The organism is Blastopirellula marina (assembly GCF_002967765.1).
GTDB classification, from domain to species: Bacteria; Planctomycetota; Planctomycetia; order Pirellulales; family Pirellulaceae; genus Bremerella; species Bremerella marina_A.
This window is the reverse complement of record NZ_PUHY01000005.1, coordinates 826908-843802: the sequence shown is the minus strand read 5'-3', so window position 1 is coordinate 843802 and position 16895 is coordinate 826908. Positions and strand designations below refer to the sequence as shown.

Sequence of the window (16895 nt, the reverse complement as noted above, 5' to 3'; positions counted from 1 at the left end):
CATACATGTGTTCTCGTACCCGCTGGGCATGGCTCCCAAGATCCTCTGAGGATCGCGGCGGAAGGGTGGGCCAAAGGAGTCGGGCTTGGCCGGGCCGAAGAGCTACGCGTCATGAACGCGCCGCGGGATGTCATTGCTGCGTGTACGAGCTTTGAAGGAATTCTCGCGCAAGAATGTCTCCGTCCGGCCCCCAGCTGCTGGACGTTTAATCCGGAAGCCACGTCATGGATCCTCGATAACGACGTCCAGTGCTGGCTTCTATCCGTGGAGTACCTTGATGCTCACCGCCATTCCTCTTAATTCCAGGAGAAACTATGTATCAATTCGAAGCCAAGATTCGACTCCAAGGCCGCGTAAGTTACGTGCGTGTCTCAGCACGAGATTCCGCCCACGCGCGAGCCTTGGTCCGCGCTCAATATGGATCTTCCGTGACGGTCCTGCAAACCAAACGGCTTCGCTGACGCTTCGATGGAAGTCTGCCATTCGATTCATATACCATCCCTACAGGAGGAAACACTCTATGGACGCTGCTCGCCAACAAGTTGCTGAATTTCATCGACAAATCGGTGCCTCCATCGCCCCTCAACCGCGGCTACTCCCTCATGACAAAAAGGACGCAGCGGATGCCCAAGCGAAAATGCGTGAACTTCTCCTCTACCTTCAGGAGCATCGCCAGGAAGGAGACGAACTTCAACTACGACTCTGTTTAGCCCTCGAAGAATTGACGGAATGGGTGGAAGCCCATGTGGCCGATGACCTGATCGCGGCAGCCGATGCCTGGGGAGATCGGGCTTACGTCCTCTTAGGGGACGCCGTTTCCGCTGACATGCCGGCGGAAGCTATCTTCCACGAGGTCCATCGCTCGAATTTGAGTAAACGCCAGGCAAACAGCAAGAACGGTAAGGGGGTGAAGGATGGACAGTTTCAACCGCCGGACCTGGGCTCAGTACTCCGCCAACACCGGCCCTTGGAATAAGACATTCTGCAGACGATCGCGATCAACATATCGCTGACGTAGCAAACCCATCCACTTACTTACTCATAGAAGAACCACCATGGGAACCTACCTTTCGAATTACTATCGTGACTGCCGCCTGGAAAAGCAGCTCTCCTATCAAAAGCTGGCACGACTTTGCGGTTATCAGAATCTCACCAAAGGGGCGCGACGGATTCAAGATTTTGAGCGGACCGGGCAGGTTCACGCCGAGCTTTTGAACTCCATGACCCGTGTCCTGCAAGTCGATCCGCATCAGGTCCAATCGCTCCGCGTGCAAGACGAGCAGGAGGCTCAGGCACAGCCGGACCGTCCCTTCGCGCCACGCGTGATCGTGCGTCTCATGCCGGCCGTCTACGTCCCTTGGAACATCGAAGAGCCGATCACCAGTCAGGTCGCGGCAGCGAGCTATTGTCGTGAATTGGCTCAAGCCATGCGGAAGCGAGTGGCTCTCCTTTGGTCGCATCAGACAACGATATTCTTCGACGAGAGGGGACGTGCTTTTTCGGTATCGCGCCAAGGTCACACCAGAAACCCCTTTCCTCGCCTAAGCGTTGGTGGGGACAAACTGCTAATTTAACCCCCGCTAGTCTGAAACTCGCGAGCCGGTTTGCAACTGCTCGACTCGAGGAGCGAAGACTCCGTAGAACAAGTTCAGCTTTTCGAGTAACCATTCGCAGTACTCAGGCCATCGCGACTCGTCCGCGAGACAGATTTCCCGATTCAAAATGATTTGCTTGCGATTATTTCCTTCCTTCGCACGCCATTGTGGCGACTCGCCTAACTCCTCCTCGATTTTTGAACGTTGGGTCAACAATTGTTGGTAGAAGACATCCGCGTTCTTTCCCGTCGTCCGAAATTCAACGCGAATGATGTTATCTTGCTGCAATACTTTAATGCAAAGCTGCGTCCCAGATTTTCCGAGGCGAAATTGCAGCTTCCGTTCCCGGTCCTGTCTACCGGGTTGAAATAAGCAGTCGTGGTTATCCATGTAGTCCTGAAAAGTCAACAGAAACCGGCTCTGTAATTCTCTGCCATTGCTAGGAGTACTTTCTTGGGTACGCTCCACTTCATGCGTCATCTTGGGTGCCCGGGGTTTGGTCCGGGTCAGGTTGTGGCTCGGAACATCACGATCCGAGTTGCTTACTGTATCCATTTGACCTCGCATTTCCATCCAATCATTAAGTACATTCTCAAAGCCTCGTCGATTCGCAATACCTAAGCCACCCGGGTGAGCTTGTTGAAATACCGTCACAGCTCCCAGTCTAAAGGGATTAGCACGTGCTTCCTCGGCGTTGGCTACGGCGCTCAAGCCACAGGCCGCTCGCATCGCCTGGAACACTGGCATTCCAAAACAGATCACGATTTGCGGAGCAACGATTTCGATCTGAGGAATCGCATATTCCTTGGCCGCCTGAACCAGGAGCACCATTGGAATCTTTTCCGAGATGCGACCTGGCTTGATAAAGGGAAATAGGTTGGTGGCGAAGGTGTCGGCCAGGGTAACGCCATAGACTTCCGATAATAACCGCGACAAATTCTTGTTCGTCGGGAGGCTTGGAGTTCTTCCCAGTCGAATTTGCTCTGGTTTCTCAGGACCTTTTAACTCTTCCTCAGAACTCCAATCTTGCAGAAGAAGAAAGAGCTTCGAGTTTACGTCACAAGCTCCCTTACTATAAGGCGAGACAAAATCGCAGTCATGCTTTCCATCATGGAACTCGCTGACGGAGAGATATCCCGGATAAGTTTGCTGGCGACGCTTTTCGGCAAGCTTCTTCAAGCGCAAGAGCTTCTCAGATGTCATTTCTACTCACCATAAACTAGACCGGAGTGACTGCGACGACTTCCTACTTTAAATGTAGCATTTTGGATTAGGCGTCTTGGCCAGGACGAGCGATCTCGGCACCTGTCCGAATCAAGGTTGAACCCCAACGCCGAACGCGGATTCACGTTGATTTCCGAAGCGCCATACTAAAACCCAATCGATGATATTATTGCAATCCAATTTGGCTACGTCGACCTTTTCACACAGTGACTACCAAACGGCATGCTAGACGTGCCATTTCAGGTGATAAGTAATTCAGGAACAAGTCAGCCTTACAGCAAGCTAAATGCGTCCTCCGTTTGCTCCCACATATGCGGTGAACTGGGGCTGGATCGTAGTCTTGCTCTAGATTCTCCAGCGAACTGCCGAACTAATTCAGAAACAACTTGGTTCGCCATTACCTTTGGCATATTGTAGAAATCAGGCCTGGCTTTCCTTTGCTGACCGCCACACCTTCGATACCAGGTATTATCTTGGTAGCAGTGAATGACGCCAAGGCTGAAACGAACTTCCCCCATCAATGCTTCATTAGGCCATCCTTCCTCTCGAAGCATCCATGAACGCTCGGCTTCTCTCCTTTCACCGCGACCAACGAAGTCGCTCTAAGCCATGTCCAAGAAACCAATAGCGACAGCCTCCCCAAGCACGCCATTTCGCATTAGCCCTTCAACGGTTGCTCGCTACTTCTTTCAAGATTGTGACCGATTTCTTCGCTTCTCTGCGGCGACTCCCGAACAGCGAACACGCGACAACTCACCCACAAAGCAGTTCGATCATAGTCCATTGATGAACGCAATTTTTGAGTCGGGCTATGAATGGGAAACGTATGTCCTCAAGAATTACCTCAAGAAGAAGGCGAAGATCGCTAAAGGGGAGGGGGAACTCCACAAGAGGCGTTTTTCAATGGCAGAGACGCACGATCTGCTCCGAGATGGGAAACCAGGAACTTACATCTATCAGCCAACGTTTCGCCCCCCGTCTTCCTTCTATGCGCGATTTCAGATTGACCCGTCACTGGTAACGTTAAGCGATAATCATCCAGACCTGATTTCCGTTGAAGTCAATGAACAAGGAAAACGCGTGTTTCGCGTGTTGGACGTCAAACGGGGTGAGACGCTTAAGCTCACCCATCGCGTTCAAGTCCTCCTCTATGCTTTGCAGCTTGATGAGATCATTCAGGATCAAGGAATCTCCGATGCGCAAGTTGATCTCTCGGAAGGAGCGGTTTGGCTGGGCCAAAAAGACTCTCCCAGCCTCTTTGATCTGGACGATTTTCGCCCGCATCTCGAGAATTTCCTCCGAGATGATTTGTCGAGGATTCTGCGTGAGCCGGCTAAAGATGTTCACTGGCATCTCTACTTCCGCTGTGAATGGTGTGAGTTCTTTTCGCATTGCCGCGATGAGATGACCCAAGAAGATAATATTTCTCGTGTTGCGAATCTGACGAGCTATGGAAAGCGACATTTGAAGACGGAGGCGAAAGTTGACACAATCCCCCAACTAGCCAGCTTTCTAAAACAGAAGGACACGGATGAAATTCTCAGTCGCTGCGCGTCCCTTACCGGACAACGCCCCCGGCTGCAAAAGCAGGTTGACGCTCTGCTCAGCAAGCGTCTTGAGCTCCAAGATGCCGCCGCCTTGGCGATTCCCAAAGGAGAGAATATCGCCCTCTTTTTAACCTTGCAGGAGGAACCCTTGGGAAAAACGGTCTATCTGGCCGGTCTGTTGCTCCAATGCAAACCCGAGGTGGGCGTTAAAGTCTTGAGCCAAGACATGCGGGCTAAGCTGGAAGACGAAAAGGGGCGTTCAAAGCCACTAACACTCTTGGCCTGTCAACCCGAGGAAGTTACGAAACTTCAATCCCAGTGGATTCACTTCCTCTTCAAGCTCCTGACGCAGATTGACGAGTTCAATCGAAGTATCTCGGAGTGGAAGGATCAAGTGAGCCTGCAGGCCTACATTCACAGTGAGCAGGAGAAATCACTATTGATCGGGTTACTGATCGATGCGTTGAAGAAGCCAAAGCTGGCCGAAAAGGCAATGACTTTGTTGTTTTACTTTCAAGCTCCGGAATTAATGATGGCAGATCGCCACCCAGATTCCGAGGTTCCTTATCCGGTCGTGGTTCTGGTAAACGCATTGGTCAAGATGTTTGCTTTGCCGGTGGACGTCCGCTACACACTCCCCGAGAGTCTGGCCGCCCTGGGAAGCTCTTTCAAATACTCTCGCAATGACTACTATCACTTTCCATTTGGTGACGGCATGCGTGCCGAAGCCATTCACAGCGTGTGGCGCCGAGGGAAACGTGAACTTAGTCCTGAAATACGTCAGCGAGCTAACCTCCAACTGTATGCGATATCCGCACTCCTGCGGAGCATGCGGCAACACGCGAGTCAGTCGCTGTTCACCTGGCCACCGAAATTCCGGCTTCCAGACACGGAGACGGTTTCCGACAAGATCTTATCACGCTTAATCTTTTTCACTCGATATGAAAGTCTTTTGCGCTGTTTGGAAGTCCGTGATGCTCGTTCCGAGTCGCGCGAAGCCCAAGCTTTTCTCGGACAGGTTTTGGAACTCCAAGCACGTGATGAGGTCCGGATGGCGATCGTCGGCGATAGCGCTATGGAGGTTGATGAAAGTGGCTTTCCTGGCTGGATGCTCGTGGATGACGATGAAGACGGCAGGCGCGCACAGCTTGAGTATCGGGACTACCTCTGGCGTAACAAGCATTGGGGTGGCAGCGGCCATCCCCATCGTGCCATTGTGGGAATAACCCAAGTCCGTACGAACCGACTGGGCTTGCCCAGCGAGATTACCGTTGACTACAAAAAGCCCTTTTCGGATGTCCAACCGGGCAGTGGCGATCGCCTCCTTCTTTATCCACGATTCACGGACTATACCACGGATCCCATTATTTCCTTCTTGCGCGAAAGTGTTCCGTCCCAGGGCCTCTTCCTCGACCTACTCAAGGCCCCCGAGGAGGTATCGGAAACGGCGATGTTCTCTAAGCCGATCGAGAACCGCCTCAAGCAGGGAGAAACACAACTGTCGTTGACGACGAGCCAGCTCGAGGCCTACAGGCGAATTCGCCACCGCAAGTTTGTTCCCGTGTGGGGTCCTCCTGGAACAGGCAAGACCCACTTTTTGGCATCGATCATCCTGGGCTTGATTTCCGCTCATGCTGATGAAGGCCGGCCTTTCCGGGTTCTCGTAACCGCCTTCACACATGCGGCGATTGAAAATGTCTTGCGAAAGCTCGCCGAGCTAAAACGCACTGGAAGCGGAGGAGGGCAGGCCGTCCTGGGCAAGGCTAAAAAGTGGCACAGTCCTCAGCTCGCCAACGCGATGATTGTGGAAGACAAGGGGATTCCATCTTGGCTACAACGTCAGCAACATGCCGTCCTAGGATCAACCGTCTATTCCATCTTGAAAACTTATGATGAGCTCGCGGAAACATTCGATCTCGTCGTGATCGATGAAGCGTCGCAAGTCCGCGTTTCCGAATCTGCTGTGCCTATTGGCCTGGTGCATTCGAAGGGGCGACTGGTACTCGCTGGAGATCATCTACAGCTTCCTCCGATCATCGCCGGAGATTATCCCGATACGGAACCAGGCGAACCCGTGCTACATCGATCCATCTTCGAAGCCGTGGGAGGATCTGCTTTGCACAACGACCAAATCGTCAGTCAGCTTTCGGAAAACTTCCGCATGAATGATTATTTGACGGGGGTCGCGAGTCACCTGCTATACGGACCGAAGTACCAATGCTTTGACGAGCAGGTCGCGTCTCGTCGACTCAACCTTCAACTTCCCAACAATGCGTCGAAGATTTCCCAGGCGTGCTTGGATCCGGACTTCCCGCTGGTCATCGTTGCTTTAGAAGGCATTCAAGCCGCCCGAGAGAATGTTATTGAAGCGGAGTTAGTCAGTATTCTTGTAAGCGACCTGCGCCAGCACCTCAAGACTTCGTCCGGCAAGGCGTACGATAGTGATCAAGCATTTTTCAAGGATGGCGTCTTTATTGTGAGCCCGCATCGCATGCAGATTCGCACGATCCAACAGGCTCTTCACCAGGAACGTGACTGGACCTCGCTGCCGTTTGTTGACACGGTCGATAAGATGCAGGGGCAAGAGGCGGACGCCGTTATTGTCAGCTACGGTGTCTCGGATCCAGAATTTGCCATGCAAGAGGCCGATTTCATTTACGGGCTGAATCGACTTAATGTTGCCATGACGAGGGCCAAGACAAAATGCGTCCTGTTTTTACCGCGTCCCCTGCTCGATGCCACGCCCAGTGTGCTCGATCAACCGGAAGCAGCACGCGGCCTGGCGTTTATGCGTCGACTTATCTCTGAGGTCTCGGATTCGGCACACAACCTCACTCTGGAAATCCCCCCCGGCGTGAAGGCAACGATCTATCGCTCCAGTGAAAGCCAAGAGTCACGCTAGTCCTATGCAAAGCGCATCGCCTCTTGTAACGTTTCCCATGAGCGAGTTACCCAAGGTTCCTTTCTAGGCAGAATCACGTACCTCTTCGCATAAGAACACTCACGTCACCGAGGACATTCTGTCAAGTTTTATGAAACACACCGATGTACTCTCTAGATGCCCAAGACTGCTGCGTCGTTGGACAAACAAGTGGGAAGTCCCAGAACTTGCCAACGTGATTGCGTACGAGTGGAGCACACGACTTCGACGCTCGTTGGGGCGTGCGTATCCAGAGCGCAACCTGATCCGACTCAGTGTCCTTCTCCAGAATGCTGACTACGCCGAGCTCTTCGACGAGGTTCTCTGCCACGAGGCCGCTCATATTGCCGTATTTCACCTTCATGGAAATAGCGTCCTAATTCACGGGCCGGAATGGAAAGAACTCGTCCAAATTGCTGGCTTCCAGCCACGGCTCAGTCAAGAGGCGGAGTTGCTTGGCACCTGCCGCGATTCCCAGGGTGTCGAGTACGTACACACCTGTCCGATCTGTCACACGACCCGGACATCGAAGCGTCCGCAACCCAATTGGCGATGTGTTCCGTGCCAGCAATCAGGGTTAGACGGAGTTTTAGTCATTCAGAGTCGCCCCAAGTCGATGGAGAACAAGGATGTCCAGTGAATGCCCCTTTTGCAGCGTCGAAGTATCAAGAATCGTCTTTCATGACGACTTGGTATACGCACTTTGGGACGGATTTCCTGTCTCCGAGGGACACTTGCTTATCGTTACTACGCGACACGTCTCCAATTGGTTTGACGCAACCAAGGAAGAACAGCTGGCAATTCTGCATGCTCTCGATCGCGGCCGTGCGCTTATTGAACAAAGATATTCCGTCCATGGCTTTAATATCGGCATAAACGTGGAAACTGCCGCCGGCCAGACGGTGCCTCATCTTCATGTTCATTTGATCCCCAGACGTGAAGGAGACGTTCCCGATCCTCGTGGTGGTGTGCGTCATGTAATACCTGGTCGTGGAAATTATCTCAAGACGACCGCGGCTGGAGTTGACCTCTTACCAGGAACGGCAACGGATAGCTTGCTCGTTCGAGGGACGGACGATCCCTTCTTGCCGCACCTAAGAGCATGTCTTGATCGGGCTGACAAAGCAGACCTAGCGGTTGCTTTTATTCTCCGAAGTGGCGTCGCGCTGGTTCGAGAGCATCTTAGTGACTTGCTAGATCGCGGCGGACAAGTTCGTATTGTCACCGGCGATTATCTTAATGTAACGGATCCCGATGCGCTAATCGACCTGCTGGACCTCGGAGGCAATCTTCAGCTCAGAATCTTTGAAGCAAAAACGACTTCCTTTCATCCAAAAGCGTACATCTTCGCTGGGGCAGATCATCCAAACACGGCATTTGTCGGCAGCTCCAATTTAACAATGCCCGCTCTTCGTGATGGGATGGAATGGAACTATCGCATTCTCCATTCGGACACCGATCGTGGCTTTGGTGAGGTCACGAAAGCCTTCGAGGATTTATTCGTTCATCCTGACACGAGGGTCGTCGATCAGGACTGGATTGATGCGTACCGAGAGCGAAGAGGTCCGGTATCTAATAAGCGTATCGTCGAGGTCGTCGAAGAAACCCCAGAACCGCCGCCCAAGCCACATGCGATCCAAGAAGAGGCTCTAGCGGCACTTAAATCAACCAGAATGGCCGGCAACGAAGCTGGTTTAGTCGTCTTGGCTACTGGCTTAGGAAAGACTTGGCTCGCAGCATTTGATTCAACGAGCGAGATGTTTCCCAGAGTGTTGTTTGTCGCCCATCGCGAAGAAATTCTAAATCAAGCCATGCAGACCTTTCGACGTATTCGACCGAATGCCAGGCTCGGTCTCTACACAGGAACCGACAAAACTCCCGATGCCGATGTCATCTTCGCATCGATTCAAACCCTAGGAAGGGCGCGACACCTAAATCGCTTCGAACGCGATCGATTTGATTACATTGTCATTGACGAGTTTCATCATGCAGCGGCAAAAACCTATCGCCGGTTAATCGACTATTTCACACCCCAGTTTTTACTTGGCCTCACGGCTACCCCCGAACGCATGGATGGAGGCGATCTGCTCGGGCTCTGTCAAGAAAATCTTGTTTATCGCAAGGATCTTGTTGCTGGCATCGAAGCCAATCTTTTGTGCCCGTTTCATTACTTCGGTGTCCCCGACGAAGTCGACTATTCCAACATTCCTTGGCGGAGTGCGAAATTCGATGAAGCAGAATTGACCAACGCGGTTGCCACCACGCGCCGCGCCGAAAATGCCCTCGAGCAACTTCGCTTACAGGGTGGCACAAGAGCGATTGGATTTTGCTGCTCTCAACGCCATGCCAACTTCATGGCTGACTTCTTCACCGAGAAAGGCGTTCGGGCAGTTGCCGTTCATTCAGGTGATCGTTCCGCGCCTCGGGCTTCGGCTATTGAAGCGCTGACCAGCGGCGACCTCGACATCATCTTTGCCGTAGATATGTTCAACGAAGGTCTCGACATCCCCAACATCGACACCGTTTTGATGTTGCGACCAACAGAATCGAGCACGATCTGGATGCAGCAGTTCGGCCGGGGGCTCCGCCGTTCCGACGGGAAAGAAAATCTGAAGGTCATTGACTACATCGGCAATCACCGAGCCTTCCTTCTGAAGATTCGATCACTTCTACAACCCATTATGGGATTGAAAGAATCGGACGCCGAAATCTCCGCCGCGATGCGACTACTTCAACGAGGAGAGGCCGGTCTGCCGGAAGGATGTAATATCACCTACGAACTCGAAGCGATTGACATTATCCAGTCTTTGCTCAGGATTCGACCCGAGGATGATGCCATCCTCGCTTTCTACGAGGACTTTCGAGACCGCCATGGGATCCGCCCGACGGCGATCGAATTGTATCATTCCGGGTACAATCCACGATCGGTGCGACGGACCCATGGATCCTGGACGAAGTTCTTACGATCCATGGGAGACCTTAGTCCTTCCGAAAGCGAAGTTATCGCGTCCATGGGAGATTTCCTCGACTCCTTGGAATCAACTGAGATGACAAAGAGCTTCAAGATGCTCGTACTGCAAGCCATGCTTAGTCATGGCGCAATGCCAGGACAGATCACGATCGATCAACTTCGGGATGAAGTTCGCAGAATCGCACAGAAGAGCCACAAACTTCGCGCCGAAATGGGAGACACACTTGATGACGATCGTCAGCTGAAAAAGTCGCTTGAAGACAATCCGATTAAGGCCTGGCGTGACGGTCGAGGCACCGGGGGCGAGTCCTATTTCCAGTATGATGGCGTGACTTTTGCCACCCGCTTTTCCGTTCCTGACGATCAGGCAGAGGACTTTCGAGCCTTAGTACGAGAACTGGTTGATTGGCGGCTTGCGGAGTATCTTGATCGTGACCAGAAGAACTCAACTTCCACGCGATTTGTCTGCCGTGTAATCCATTCCAATGGGCGTCCGATCCTGAAGCTGCCCGACCGAGAAAAGACGGCCGGAATCCCGTCTGGGTGGGTTGACGTGCTCGTGAATGAACAAGTGTACGCTGTGAATTTCGTTACGCAGTTCGTTAATGTAATACGCAGGGATCGCGAGTCTACGGACAATGTCCTACCCGAAATTATGCGAGCATGGTTCGGGGCTAGCGCCGGCCAACGTGGAACCCGTTTCCAAGTGACATTCGAGACAGCCGGTGACCAGCTAGAGATGAAACCGATCCGTTCAGAATCTAACCCCTCTAAAGCGGAGATCTGGCGACATTACATGCGTAAGGATATCGCCCCACTTTTCGGACTATCCTTTAAGCCTGGTAAATGGAATAAGGGCTTTGTCACGGCTAATCCTCACATCTTCTTGTTAGTCACGCTGGAGAAGAAAAGCCTGAACGAGAATCATCGCTATGACGATCGTTTCATTGACGAACGTACCTTTCAGTGGCAAAGCCAGAATCAGACAAGAACGAATAGCAAGGACGGGCGTCTGATTCGAGACCACAAGGAACGAGGAGTTCAAGTACATCTCTTTGTTCGCAAACAAAAGACCCTGGATCAGAAAGGCGCTCCATTTGTGTACTGCGGCGAGGTCGATTTTGAGCAATGGGAAGGAGAACAACCAATCTCCGTACACTGGAAGCTCAGAGATCCCGTGCCTCAGGCAATGCGCCAGCAGATGGGAGTACCCGAAGGTACTTGAAAGCAAGAGACCGAGTAAATACAGGCCGTCACCTGCACGAAATGTGTAGGGCCCACAAATCTCCGTGCACTGCGTAACCCACTAGGCTATTATCATGTGCCGGTAAAGAAATCCTGTTTGTAAGTCTCATTCGCACTTAAAAGCAGAACCGTGCAAGCTTCCATCCGTACTTATACTCTTATGATTTGCGATCAATTGGCCCATTTAGAGTCCCGCCGACGTGCTCTCGAGAATCAACTGGAACTGCTGCACTCGGGCAAGTGGTGGCACGTTGGCACTGACGAAGCCGCCGAGCAACGGATGCTCGAGGAGTTGAAAGAGATCCGCAACGAACTTGCCCATGTTCAATCCGGGATGCGATCCAACAGAAACGTACGGTAGATGAAAACAGATCCTTTACAAGACCTGCAACTCGAGTGGCATCAAGTGAATCAGAAGCTCGATAAGATTCGAGCCGGCGAATACTGGTTCCGTGGGGATCCTGCCGAGGTGGAGGGCGCGCTGTTGCTCCGCCTCGATGAAATCGAGTTCGAGATCGCCCAGCTCCAGAACGATTAAGAGGCCCACGCGCTGATGTAGATCTGGCGTTAATAGTCCAGATAGTCTTATCAAACAACGACGTCGCTTGCTACTTGTTTCTAATCCTCTCGAGGCGTCCTTGCTTGACCTTCCTACCCGGTACAGACACAAGCTTCCACTGCCACAGCCACATTTCTAATTTCAATCGGCGTAGCAATTCGCTAAGATCCTAGTCAACTACTCAGCCCGTTAGCCTCAAGCCAGGAAGTCTTGCGAGCTAACTTCCCTCTCCCTTCTCATCCTCGATGCAACTGCAATGAGCCATGATTACGATTGAAAATGACGACGACGCTTACCAAGCATGGCTTAACGACAATCCCCAAGGCTTTGTAGTCAACACCGAGAAAGTACCTCGTTGTGAGACGCTACGCCTACACCGCGTGTCATGCAGTCATATCTCAACCCCCAAGCGGTCAAACTGGACCACAGGCGGCTACCTCAAGATTTGTTCTAACTCCATTGCAGAGTTAGACGACTGGGTAAGAGCATATTGCGCAGAATTACCTGCCTGCCAGATATGCCATCCTCGTGACCTGCCACCGCAATCTTCGTCGCTGCTGGAATCCGCTGCCAATCTCGAAATACCATTACCGTTTCAACGGTATCGGCAACAAGGCAGGGCTCTCTTAGGCAGACGCTCGGTGACCAATTGTCGGCGGGGATATGGACTAAGCCTACGAGAGCTGGCGGGTAGCGACTGCTGTGTTTTCTGTGGCCTTAATCTCTTTGAGAACTACCATCACTGGCTCTTGCTACAAGTCGACCACGTGATTCCCACCAAAATGGGCTTACGACTAGGAATTCCCATCGATTGGCTGGAAGACTACAGTAATGCTGCCATGGCTTGTTCTGCCTGTAATTCCTTCAACAATCACTTTGACGCCTTGGATGTGACTGAGCCGCCCCAAACGATGGATGAGTTCTATGATCTCCGAGATGCCGTCTTCCGCGCACGACTTCCTGGCGTCCAAAAGGCCCAAGAAGCGGAGAGGGGCTTTTTTGATCGGCTCCCCAAAAACAGTCCTGCTGAATGAAGTCGTTACGTGGAAAGTGGAAGCTTAGCATTTCGAACGTCATCTTAGAAAAGTCCGTACTTCCATGAATGCGTCCCCCAACGAACCAACATCTCATGAGCTATTGGCCAAGCAAGTTCTCGAGAGCTTGAGCATACCAGTCTCAACGTTTCCAGAAATCGCGATAGTCGAGGATCAACGCAGCAATGCCGCCAAGTGTATGGTTCAGCTGTTTTGCAATCGCATCTCCGCTGGCAGCTATCTCCCTGAACAGATAAAGATCGGTGCCTACAAATGGCGAGACGGCACTCTCATTCTGCGAAATTCTCGAGTTGGAGAGCATCATTGGTCGTCCTTAGGCACCACCGTCGTGGAAACACTGCATGCGGACGCACGATCTCAGCCGCTGGTCTATGTCCTTACCCACTGGGATGTTGAGCAAGGCACACTTCATGTGTGGGCCATCCCGGAACCCGTTGCCTATACGTTCTTATCTGAGCTGCCTACCGGCCAAGATGGAACGCGGAAAACGATCAAGCTTTTCCCATCGAACCATGCCGTCAAAGATGCGCCGAGCTCTGGCGACCTCTCGCGGTACTACCTCAAGCTGACGCTATCGCTTAAGGAAAGAAGCAAGTTATCCGAAGCGGTAAAGATTGACAAAACGGTAAAGAAGATAAATCAGGACCAAGACGACGAAGAAGACAGCGGCAATGCAGAACCCGGAGATACCGAGTTACTGTTTTCTGAAGAGACCGTAGCCTACCTCGAAGACCTGGCGGACCATACCGAAGATTCTACGTGGCACGAGCAGCAAAAAGATCGCTATGCTCGAGTCTTGCGTGATCCGGCAAAACAATTTGTCGATATGCTGCGCACAAACTACATCGAACGCTTGAGCCCTGAGGTTGCTGGCGGAAAGGGGCCGCTTTCGAGATTAAAAAAGAATGATTTCGGCAAGGGGGGCTATCACGACCATTATTGGATGGCCTTTTATGACCCTGCCGCCGGCAGCAAAACCAAATCAGTCCAACTCTATTTTCGGATGCTCGGCAAGGAGCGTTTGTGGCGGTATGGCTTCGCCTTTGGCAATTACTGTGAGGACTACCTAAAAAGGTTAAAGAAGGCCATCCTAGAAAATCGGAGCCTCGTCATTGAGTTCTTCCAGAATTCGCCAGACGACACGTTGATCAAGCTCGTCACTGGTGAGGAGACCCTACAATGGGCTGCCGATCAATTCGTGAACGAAGTGCTGAGCGACGACAGCGTCTTTCAACAATGGTTTGGTGACGAGTCGAAGATTGATGACTTCAACGTCATTCGTGAATTCGCGCTCGCGGAATTGCCCAATCACCAAGAAACGCTTGTGCAAGAAGTTGGTGAGTTCTTCACATGGGCTTGGCCCCTTTTCCGAGCAAGTACCTCAGGAGATTGGAGCGTTACCAAGGCGAAAGCGACCAAGATGTCGCCAGAAGACGAATCAGAGGATGATGTCGATGAATTTGCTCCTCAATCGCTTTCCGAACTAGGCTACTTTACCTCGTTGTCTCCGGAGTTCCTTGAAGAAATTGAACAATCCTTGCTTGCCAAACAGCAAGTTGTTCTCGTGGGACCCCCGGGCACCTCCAAGACCTACATTGCGAGGCAGTTTGCCAGATACTTCGTTCGCCAAAAGCCAGGGCGACCTCAGGGAACGCATCATGTTCTTTACATGCACGCGAACTGGTCATACGAAGACTTCTTCGAGGGAATTAAGCCCACAACGAGCGAGAACGGCACGCTGACCTTTTCACTGAAGCAAGGATTCTTCTTGGAATGGGTCGAACAGCTCCGAGATTTCGATCCCAAGGCACAGCATGTCCTCGTCCTTGATGAAATTAACCGGTGCGATACGGCTGCCGTGCTGGGTGAATTGCTTCAACTCTTGGAATATCGTGGAACCACCGTCCGACTTCTATCTGGCCGCCGATTCGTCTTTCCCCGGAATCTTTTCATCATTGGCACGATGAACAGTGCAGATCGTTCGATTGGTCGGTTGGATCTGGCGCTGCGTCGACGCTTTCTATGGTTGAACCTACACCCCCAGATGGACACGTTACAACGCTGGCTCGACCGTCTGGGCAACAATCCAATTGGGTTCAAGAGCAGCACCTTGGCAGAATGCAATGCTCTACTTCACGAAAGAGGGATCTTACCGGAGCAACACATCGGACACGCTCTCTTTATGACACAAAAATCGGATGTCGATGATGAAACAGCAGCCCCGGACGATATTCCACTTTCAGAGAAGCATCTTCGACGGATCGTACAGTTCAGCGTTATGCCCTATGTGCGCGAGCTTCTGACGGCACAATTCGGACAACATGACGATAACCTGGAAAGCATGATCGAGGCGAAATTGCTGAGCTGCCTTGAGAAGGCGGACTCTAGTACGCCGGCGGCGGTTCCTCATGACTGACTCATCACCGACGATCATCTGCTATGAGTTGGGAAGTGATGAGCCACCTTGGACCGGTTCTTTGGAATCCGTGCACGACGATCTCCATATTCTCCATCGCTTGAATGACCGACGCGTCATCGGACTTTCCATGGACGGGAATCACGTCGAAATCACTGGAACCGACCGGGTTGGCCTCATCTTGTTACCAAGCGGGCGGCGACTTTGTATCCGCTCGAAAGTGAAAAGTCTCGTCTTATTGGAATGGCTTGTTCTCGTCGGAGAGTTCCCCAACATTCGGCACTGGATACAGGATCATGGTGTCTCTGTGGGAGACGACCTTCCCGAGTGCCTTGCCAGACTCTTTCTGTTGGAGCTGGAGAAACTCACCAAAAACTACCTGCGTCGTGAATACATGCCTGTTACCTCGTCGAGCTCGACGGTACGGGGCCGAATCCAAACTACACGACTCCATCGCCAACTCCAGCACTTACCTCAGATTCCCATTCGGTATCGAACTCAGACCCTCGATACGCCGGCTAACATGGTGCTGGCCATGGCATTGGACCGGCTCCCCGTATTACTCCCGATGAAGTCACTCGAAGATGCCCGCCGCCTTTCCTCCCTTCAAGATCAATGGGCAGGAATTCATCGAGTATCTGGAGGTCACGCGGCCCTTGTGGCGGAAACTCAATGGGCACGTCCTCCCGGATACGCGTCTGCACTTCAGCTTGCTCGCCTGATCTTAATGGGCGCGAGCCCTACCGATGCAGGTGGACATGGTGGCCAGGTTTTTACCGTTTCTATGGCCTCCATCTGGGAAAGAGGGATTCGAAAGATTTTCGAAGGGCTGGCGCCGGCAACTGGTTGGGCAAGTGCTCCCTCGTCGGATCGCACTCGGGCCTGGGACGATTCGGCCAACACGCACGATCCGAATCGCTGGCTGACCGTAGATATCTTGCTTTCCCACGAAGGTAAGAGGTGGGCGCTCGATACCAAATACAAAACTCATTTTGGTCACGAGCACCGTACCGACCGATTTCAGATGTGCGCCTATGCTTTGGCGTTTAACGCGTCGAAGGCCACTCTGATTTACCCGACCGCTCAGACCGTGGGCCAACATCGAACTTTGCTGCATACCACGGTCGGAAATGTCGACATCACGGTTGATTCAATTGAATTGCCCATGTGGATGGGTCCCTCGGAATGCAGAAAGTGCCTTGCCACTTACTCTCAGCCCTCCCTAGAACAACTTGCACAATGACACTCACCTATCTCATATTTTTCCGTACCGACTCTACGAACAGACGCGCGTAAGATGACCTGAAATCCTATTCCAGTACCACTATTGACCAAGTCTCACATCCGAGAACTGAAATCGGGG

Annotated in this window: 11 protein-coding genes; 9 read left to right on the top strand and 2 right to left on the bottom strand. The window is 52.3% G+C overall.

Annotated elements, in window-relative coordinates; translation table 11 throughout:
* Nucleotides 1-520: 520 nt before the first annotated feature.
* Together C5Y83_RS29375 and C5Y83_RS07825 are read left to right on the top strand one after the other, a co-directional pair.
* Nucleotides 521-976 (top strand): nucleoside triphosphate pyrophosphohydrolase family protein, encoded by a 456-nt coding sequence (locus C5Y83_RS29375; RefSeq protein ID WP_158262280.1) that lies wholly within the window; start codon nucleotides 521-523, stop codon nucleotides 974-976.
* A 79-nt stretch (nucleotides 977-1055) separates the two neighbouring features.
* Entirely contained in the window at nucleotides 1056-1574 is a 519-nt protein-coding gene (locus C5Y83_RS07825) for a hypothetical protein (RefSeq protein WP_105329092.1), read from the top strand.
* Between the two features lie 6 nt (nucleotides 1575-1580).
* Here C5Y83_RS07825 and C5Y83_RS07820 read toward each other — a convergent pair whose 3' ends face one another.
* Complete coding sequence (locus C5Y83_RS07820; protein ID WP_105329091.1) at nucleotides 1581-2798, bottom strand: DUF4268 domain-containing protein; 1218 nt, start codon at nucleotides 2796-2798, stop codon at nucleotides 1581-1583.
* A 630-nt stretch (nucleotides 2799-3428) separates the two neighbouring features.
* Between C5Y83_RS07820 and C5Y83_RS07815 the strand changes: the two genes are divergently transcribed.
* The 3 genes from C5Y83_RS07815 to C5Y83_RS07805 all read left to right on the top strand — a co-directional run bounded on the left by C5Y83_RS07815 (nucleotide 3429) and on the right by C5Y83_RS07805 (nucleotide 11482).
* Entirely contained in the window at nucleotides 3429-7268 is a 3840-nt protein-coding gene (locus tag C5Y83_RS07815) for a bifunctional RecB family nuclease/DEAD/DEAH box helicase (RefSeq protein WP_105329090.1), read from the top strand.
* Nucleotides 7269-7398: 130 nt separating this feature from the next.
* Nucleotides 7399-7926, top strand: a complete 528-nt coding sequence (locus C5Y83_RS07810; protein WP_105329089.1) for a SprT family zinc-dependent metalloprotease — start codon at nucleotides 7399-7401, stop codon at nucleotides 7924-7926.
* A complete protein-coding gene (locus tag C5Y83_RS07805; RefSeq protein ID WP_105329088.1) occupies nucleotides 7916-11482 on the top strand; it encodes a DUF3427 domain-containing protein in 3567 nt (1188 codons plus the stop codon). Before C5Y83_RS07810 ends, C5Y83_RS07805 begins: the two co-directional genes overlap by 11 nt.
* 204 nt (nucleotides 11483-11686) lie before the next feature.
* On the opposite strand, the gene C5Y83_RS29370 is transcribed toward C5Y83_RS07805, so the two are convergent.
* On the bottom strand, nucleotides 11687-11824 hold the full coding sequence (locus tag C5Y83_RS29370; RefSeq protein ID WP_158262279.1) for a hypothetical protein: 138 nt from the start codon (nucleotides 11822-11824) through the stop codon (nucleotides 11687-11689).
* A gap of 39 nt (nucleotides 11825-11863) precedes the next feature.
* Between C5Y83_RS29370 and C5Y83_RS29365 the strand changes: the two genes are divergently transcribed.
* The 4 genes from C5Y83_RS29365 to C5Y83_RS07785 all read left to right on the top strand — a co-directional run bounded on the left by C5Y83_RS29365 (nucleotide 11864) and on the right by C5Y83_RS07785 (nucleotide 16775).
* Nucleotides 11864-12040 (top strand): hypothetical protein, encoded by a 177-nt coding sequence (locus tag C5Y83_RS29365; protein WP_158262278.1) that lies wholly within the window; start codon nucleotides 11864-11866, stop codon nucleotides 12038-12040.
* Between the two features lie 662 nt (nucleotides 12041-12702).
* Nucleotides 12703-13095, top strand: coding sequence for an HNH endonuclease (locus C5Y83_RS29110; RefSeq protein WP_146117702.1), 393 nt, complete (start codon nucleotides 12703-12705; stop codon nucleotides 13093-13095).
* Between the two features lie 64 nt (nucleotides 13096-13159).
* Nucleotides 13160-15532 (top strand): McrB family protein, encoded by a 2373-nt coding sequence (locus C5Y83_RS07790; protein ID WP_105329085.1) that lies wholly within the window; start codon nucleotides 13160-13162, stop codon nucleotides 15530-15532.
* Nucleotides 15525-16775, top strand: coding sequence for a 5-methylcytosine restriction system specificity protein McrC (locus tag C5Y83_RS07785; protein ID WP_105329084.1), 1251 nt, complete (start codon nucleotides 15525-15527; stop codon nucleotides 16773-16775). The genes C5Y83_RS07790 and C5Y83_RS07785 overlap by 8 nt, the downstream gene beginning before the upstream one ends.
* Nucleotides 16776-16895 lie beyond the last annotated feature (120 nt).

Bases quoted from the DNA above. Each gene is read 5' to 3' on its own strand.
- C5Y83_RS07785 (WP_105329084.1), top strand. From the start codon at position 15,525: ATGACTGACTCATCACCGACGATCATCTGCTATGAGTTGGGAAGTGAT.
- C5Y83_RS07815 (WP_105329090.1), top strand. From the start codon at position 3,429: ATGTCCAAGAAACCAATAGCGACAGCCTCCCCAAGCACGCCATTTCGC.
- C5Y83_RS29375 (WP_158262280.1), top strand. From the start codon at position 521: ATGGACGCTGCTCGCCAACAAGTTGCTGAATTTCATCGACAAATCGGT.
- C5Y83_RS07825 (WP_105329092.1), top strand. From the start codon at position 1,056: ATGGGAACCTACCTTTCGAATTACTATCGTGACTGCCGCCTGGAAAAG.
- C5Y83_RS07805 (WP_105329088.1), top strand. From the start codon at position 7,916: ATGTCCAGTGAATGCCCCTTTTGCAGCGTCGAAGTATCAAGAATCGTC.
- C5Y83_RS07810 (WP_105329089.1), top strand. From the start codon at position 7,399: ATGAAACACACCGATGTACTCTCTAGATGCCCAAGACTGCTGCGTCGT.
- C5Y83_RS29365 (WP_158262278.1), top strand. From the start codon at position 11,864: ATGAAAACAGATCCTTTACAAGACCTGCAACTCGAGTGGCATCAAGTG.
- C5Y83_RS07820 (WP_105329091.1), bottom strand. From the start codon at position 2,798: ATGACATCTGAGAAGCTCTTGCGCTTGAAGAAGCTTGCCGAAAAGCGT.
- C5Y83_RS29370 (WP_158262279.1), bottom strand. From the start codon at position 11,824: ATGGGCAAGTTCGTTGCGGATCTCTTTCAACTCCTCGAGCATCCGTTG.
- C5Y83_RS07790 (WP_105329085.1), top strand. From the start codon at position 13,160: ATGAATGCGTCCCCCAACGAACCAACATCTCATGAGCTATTGGCCAAG.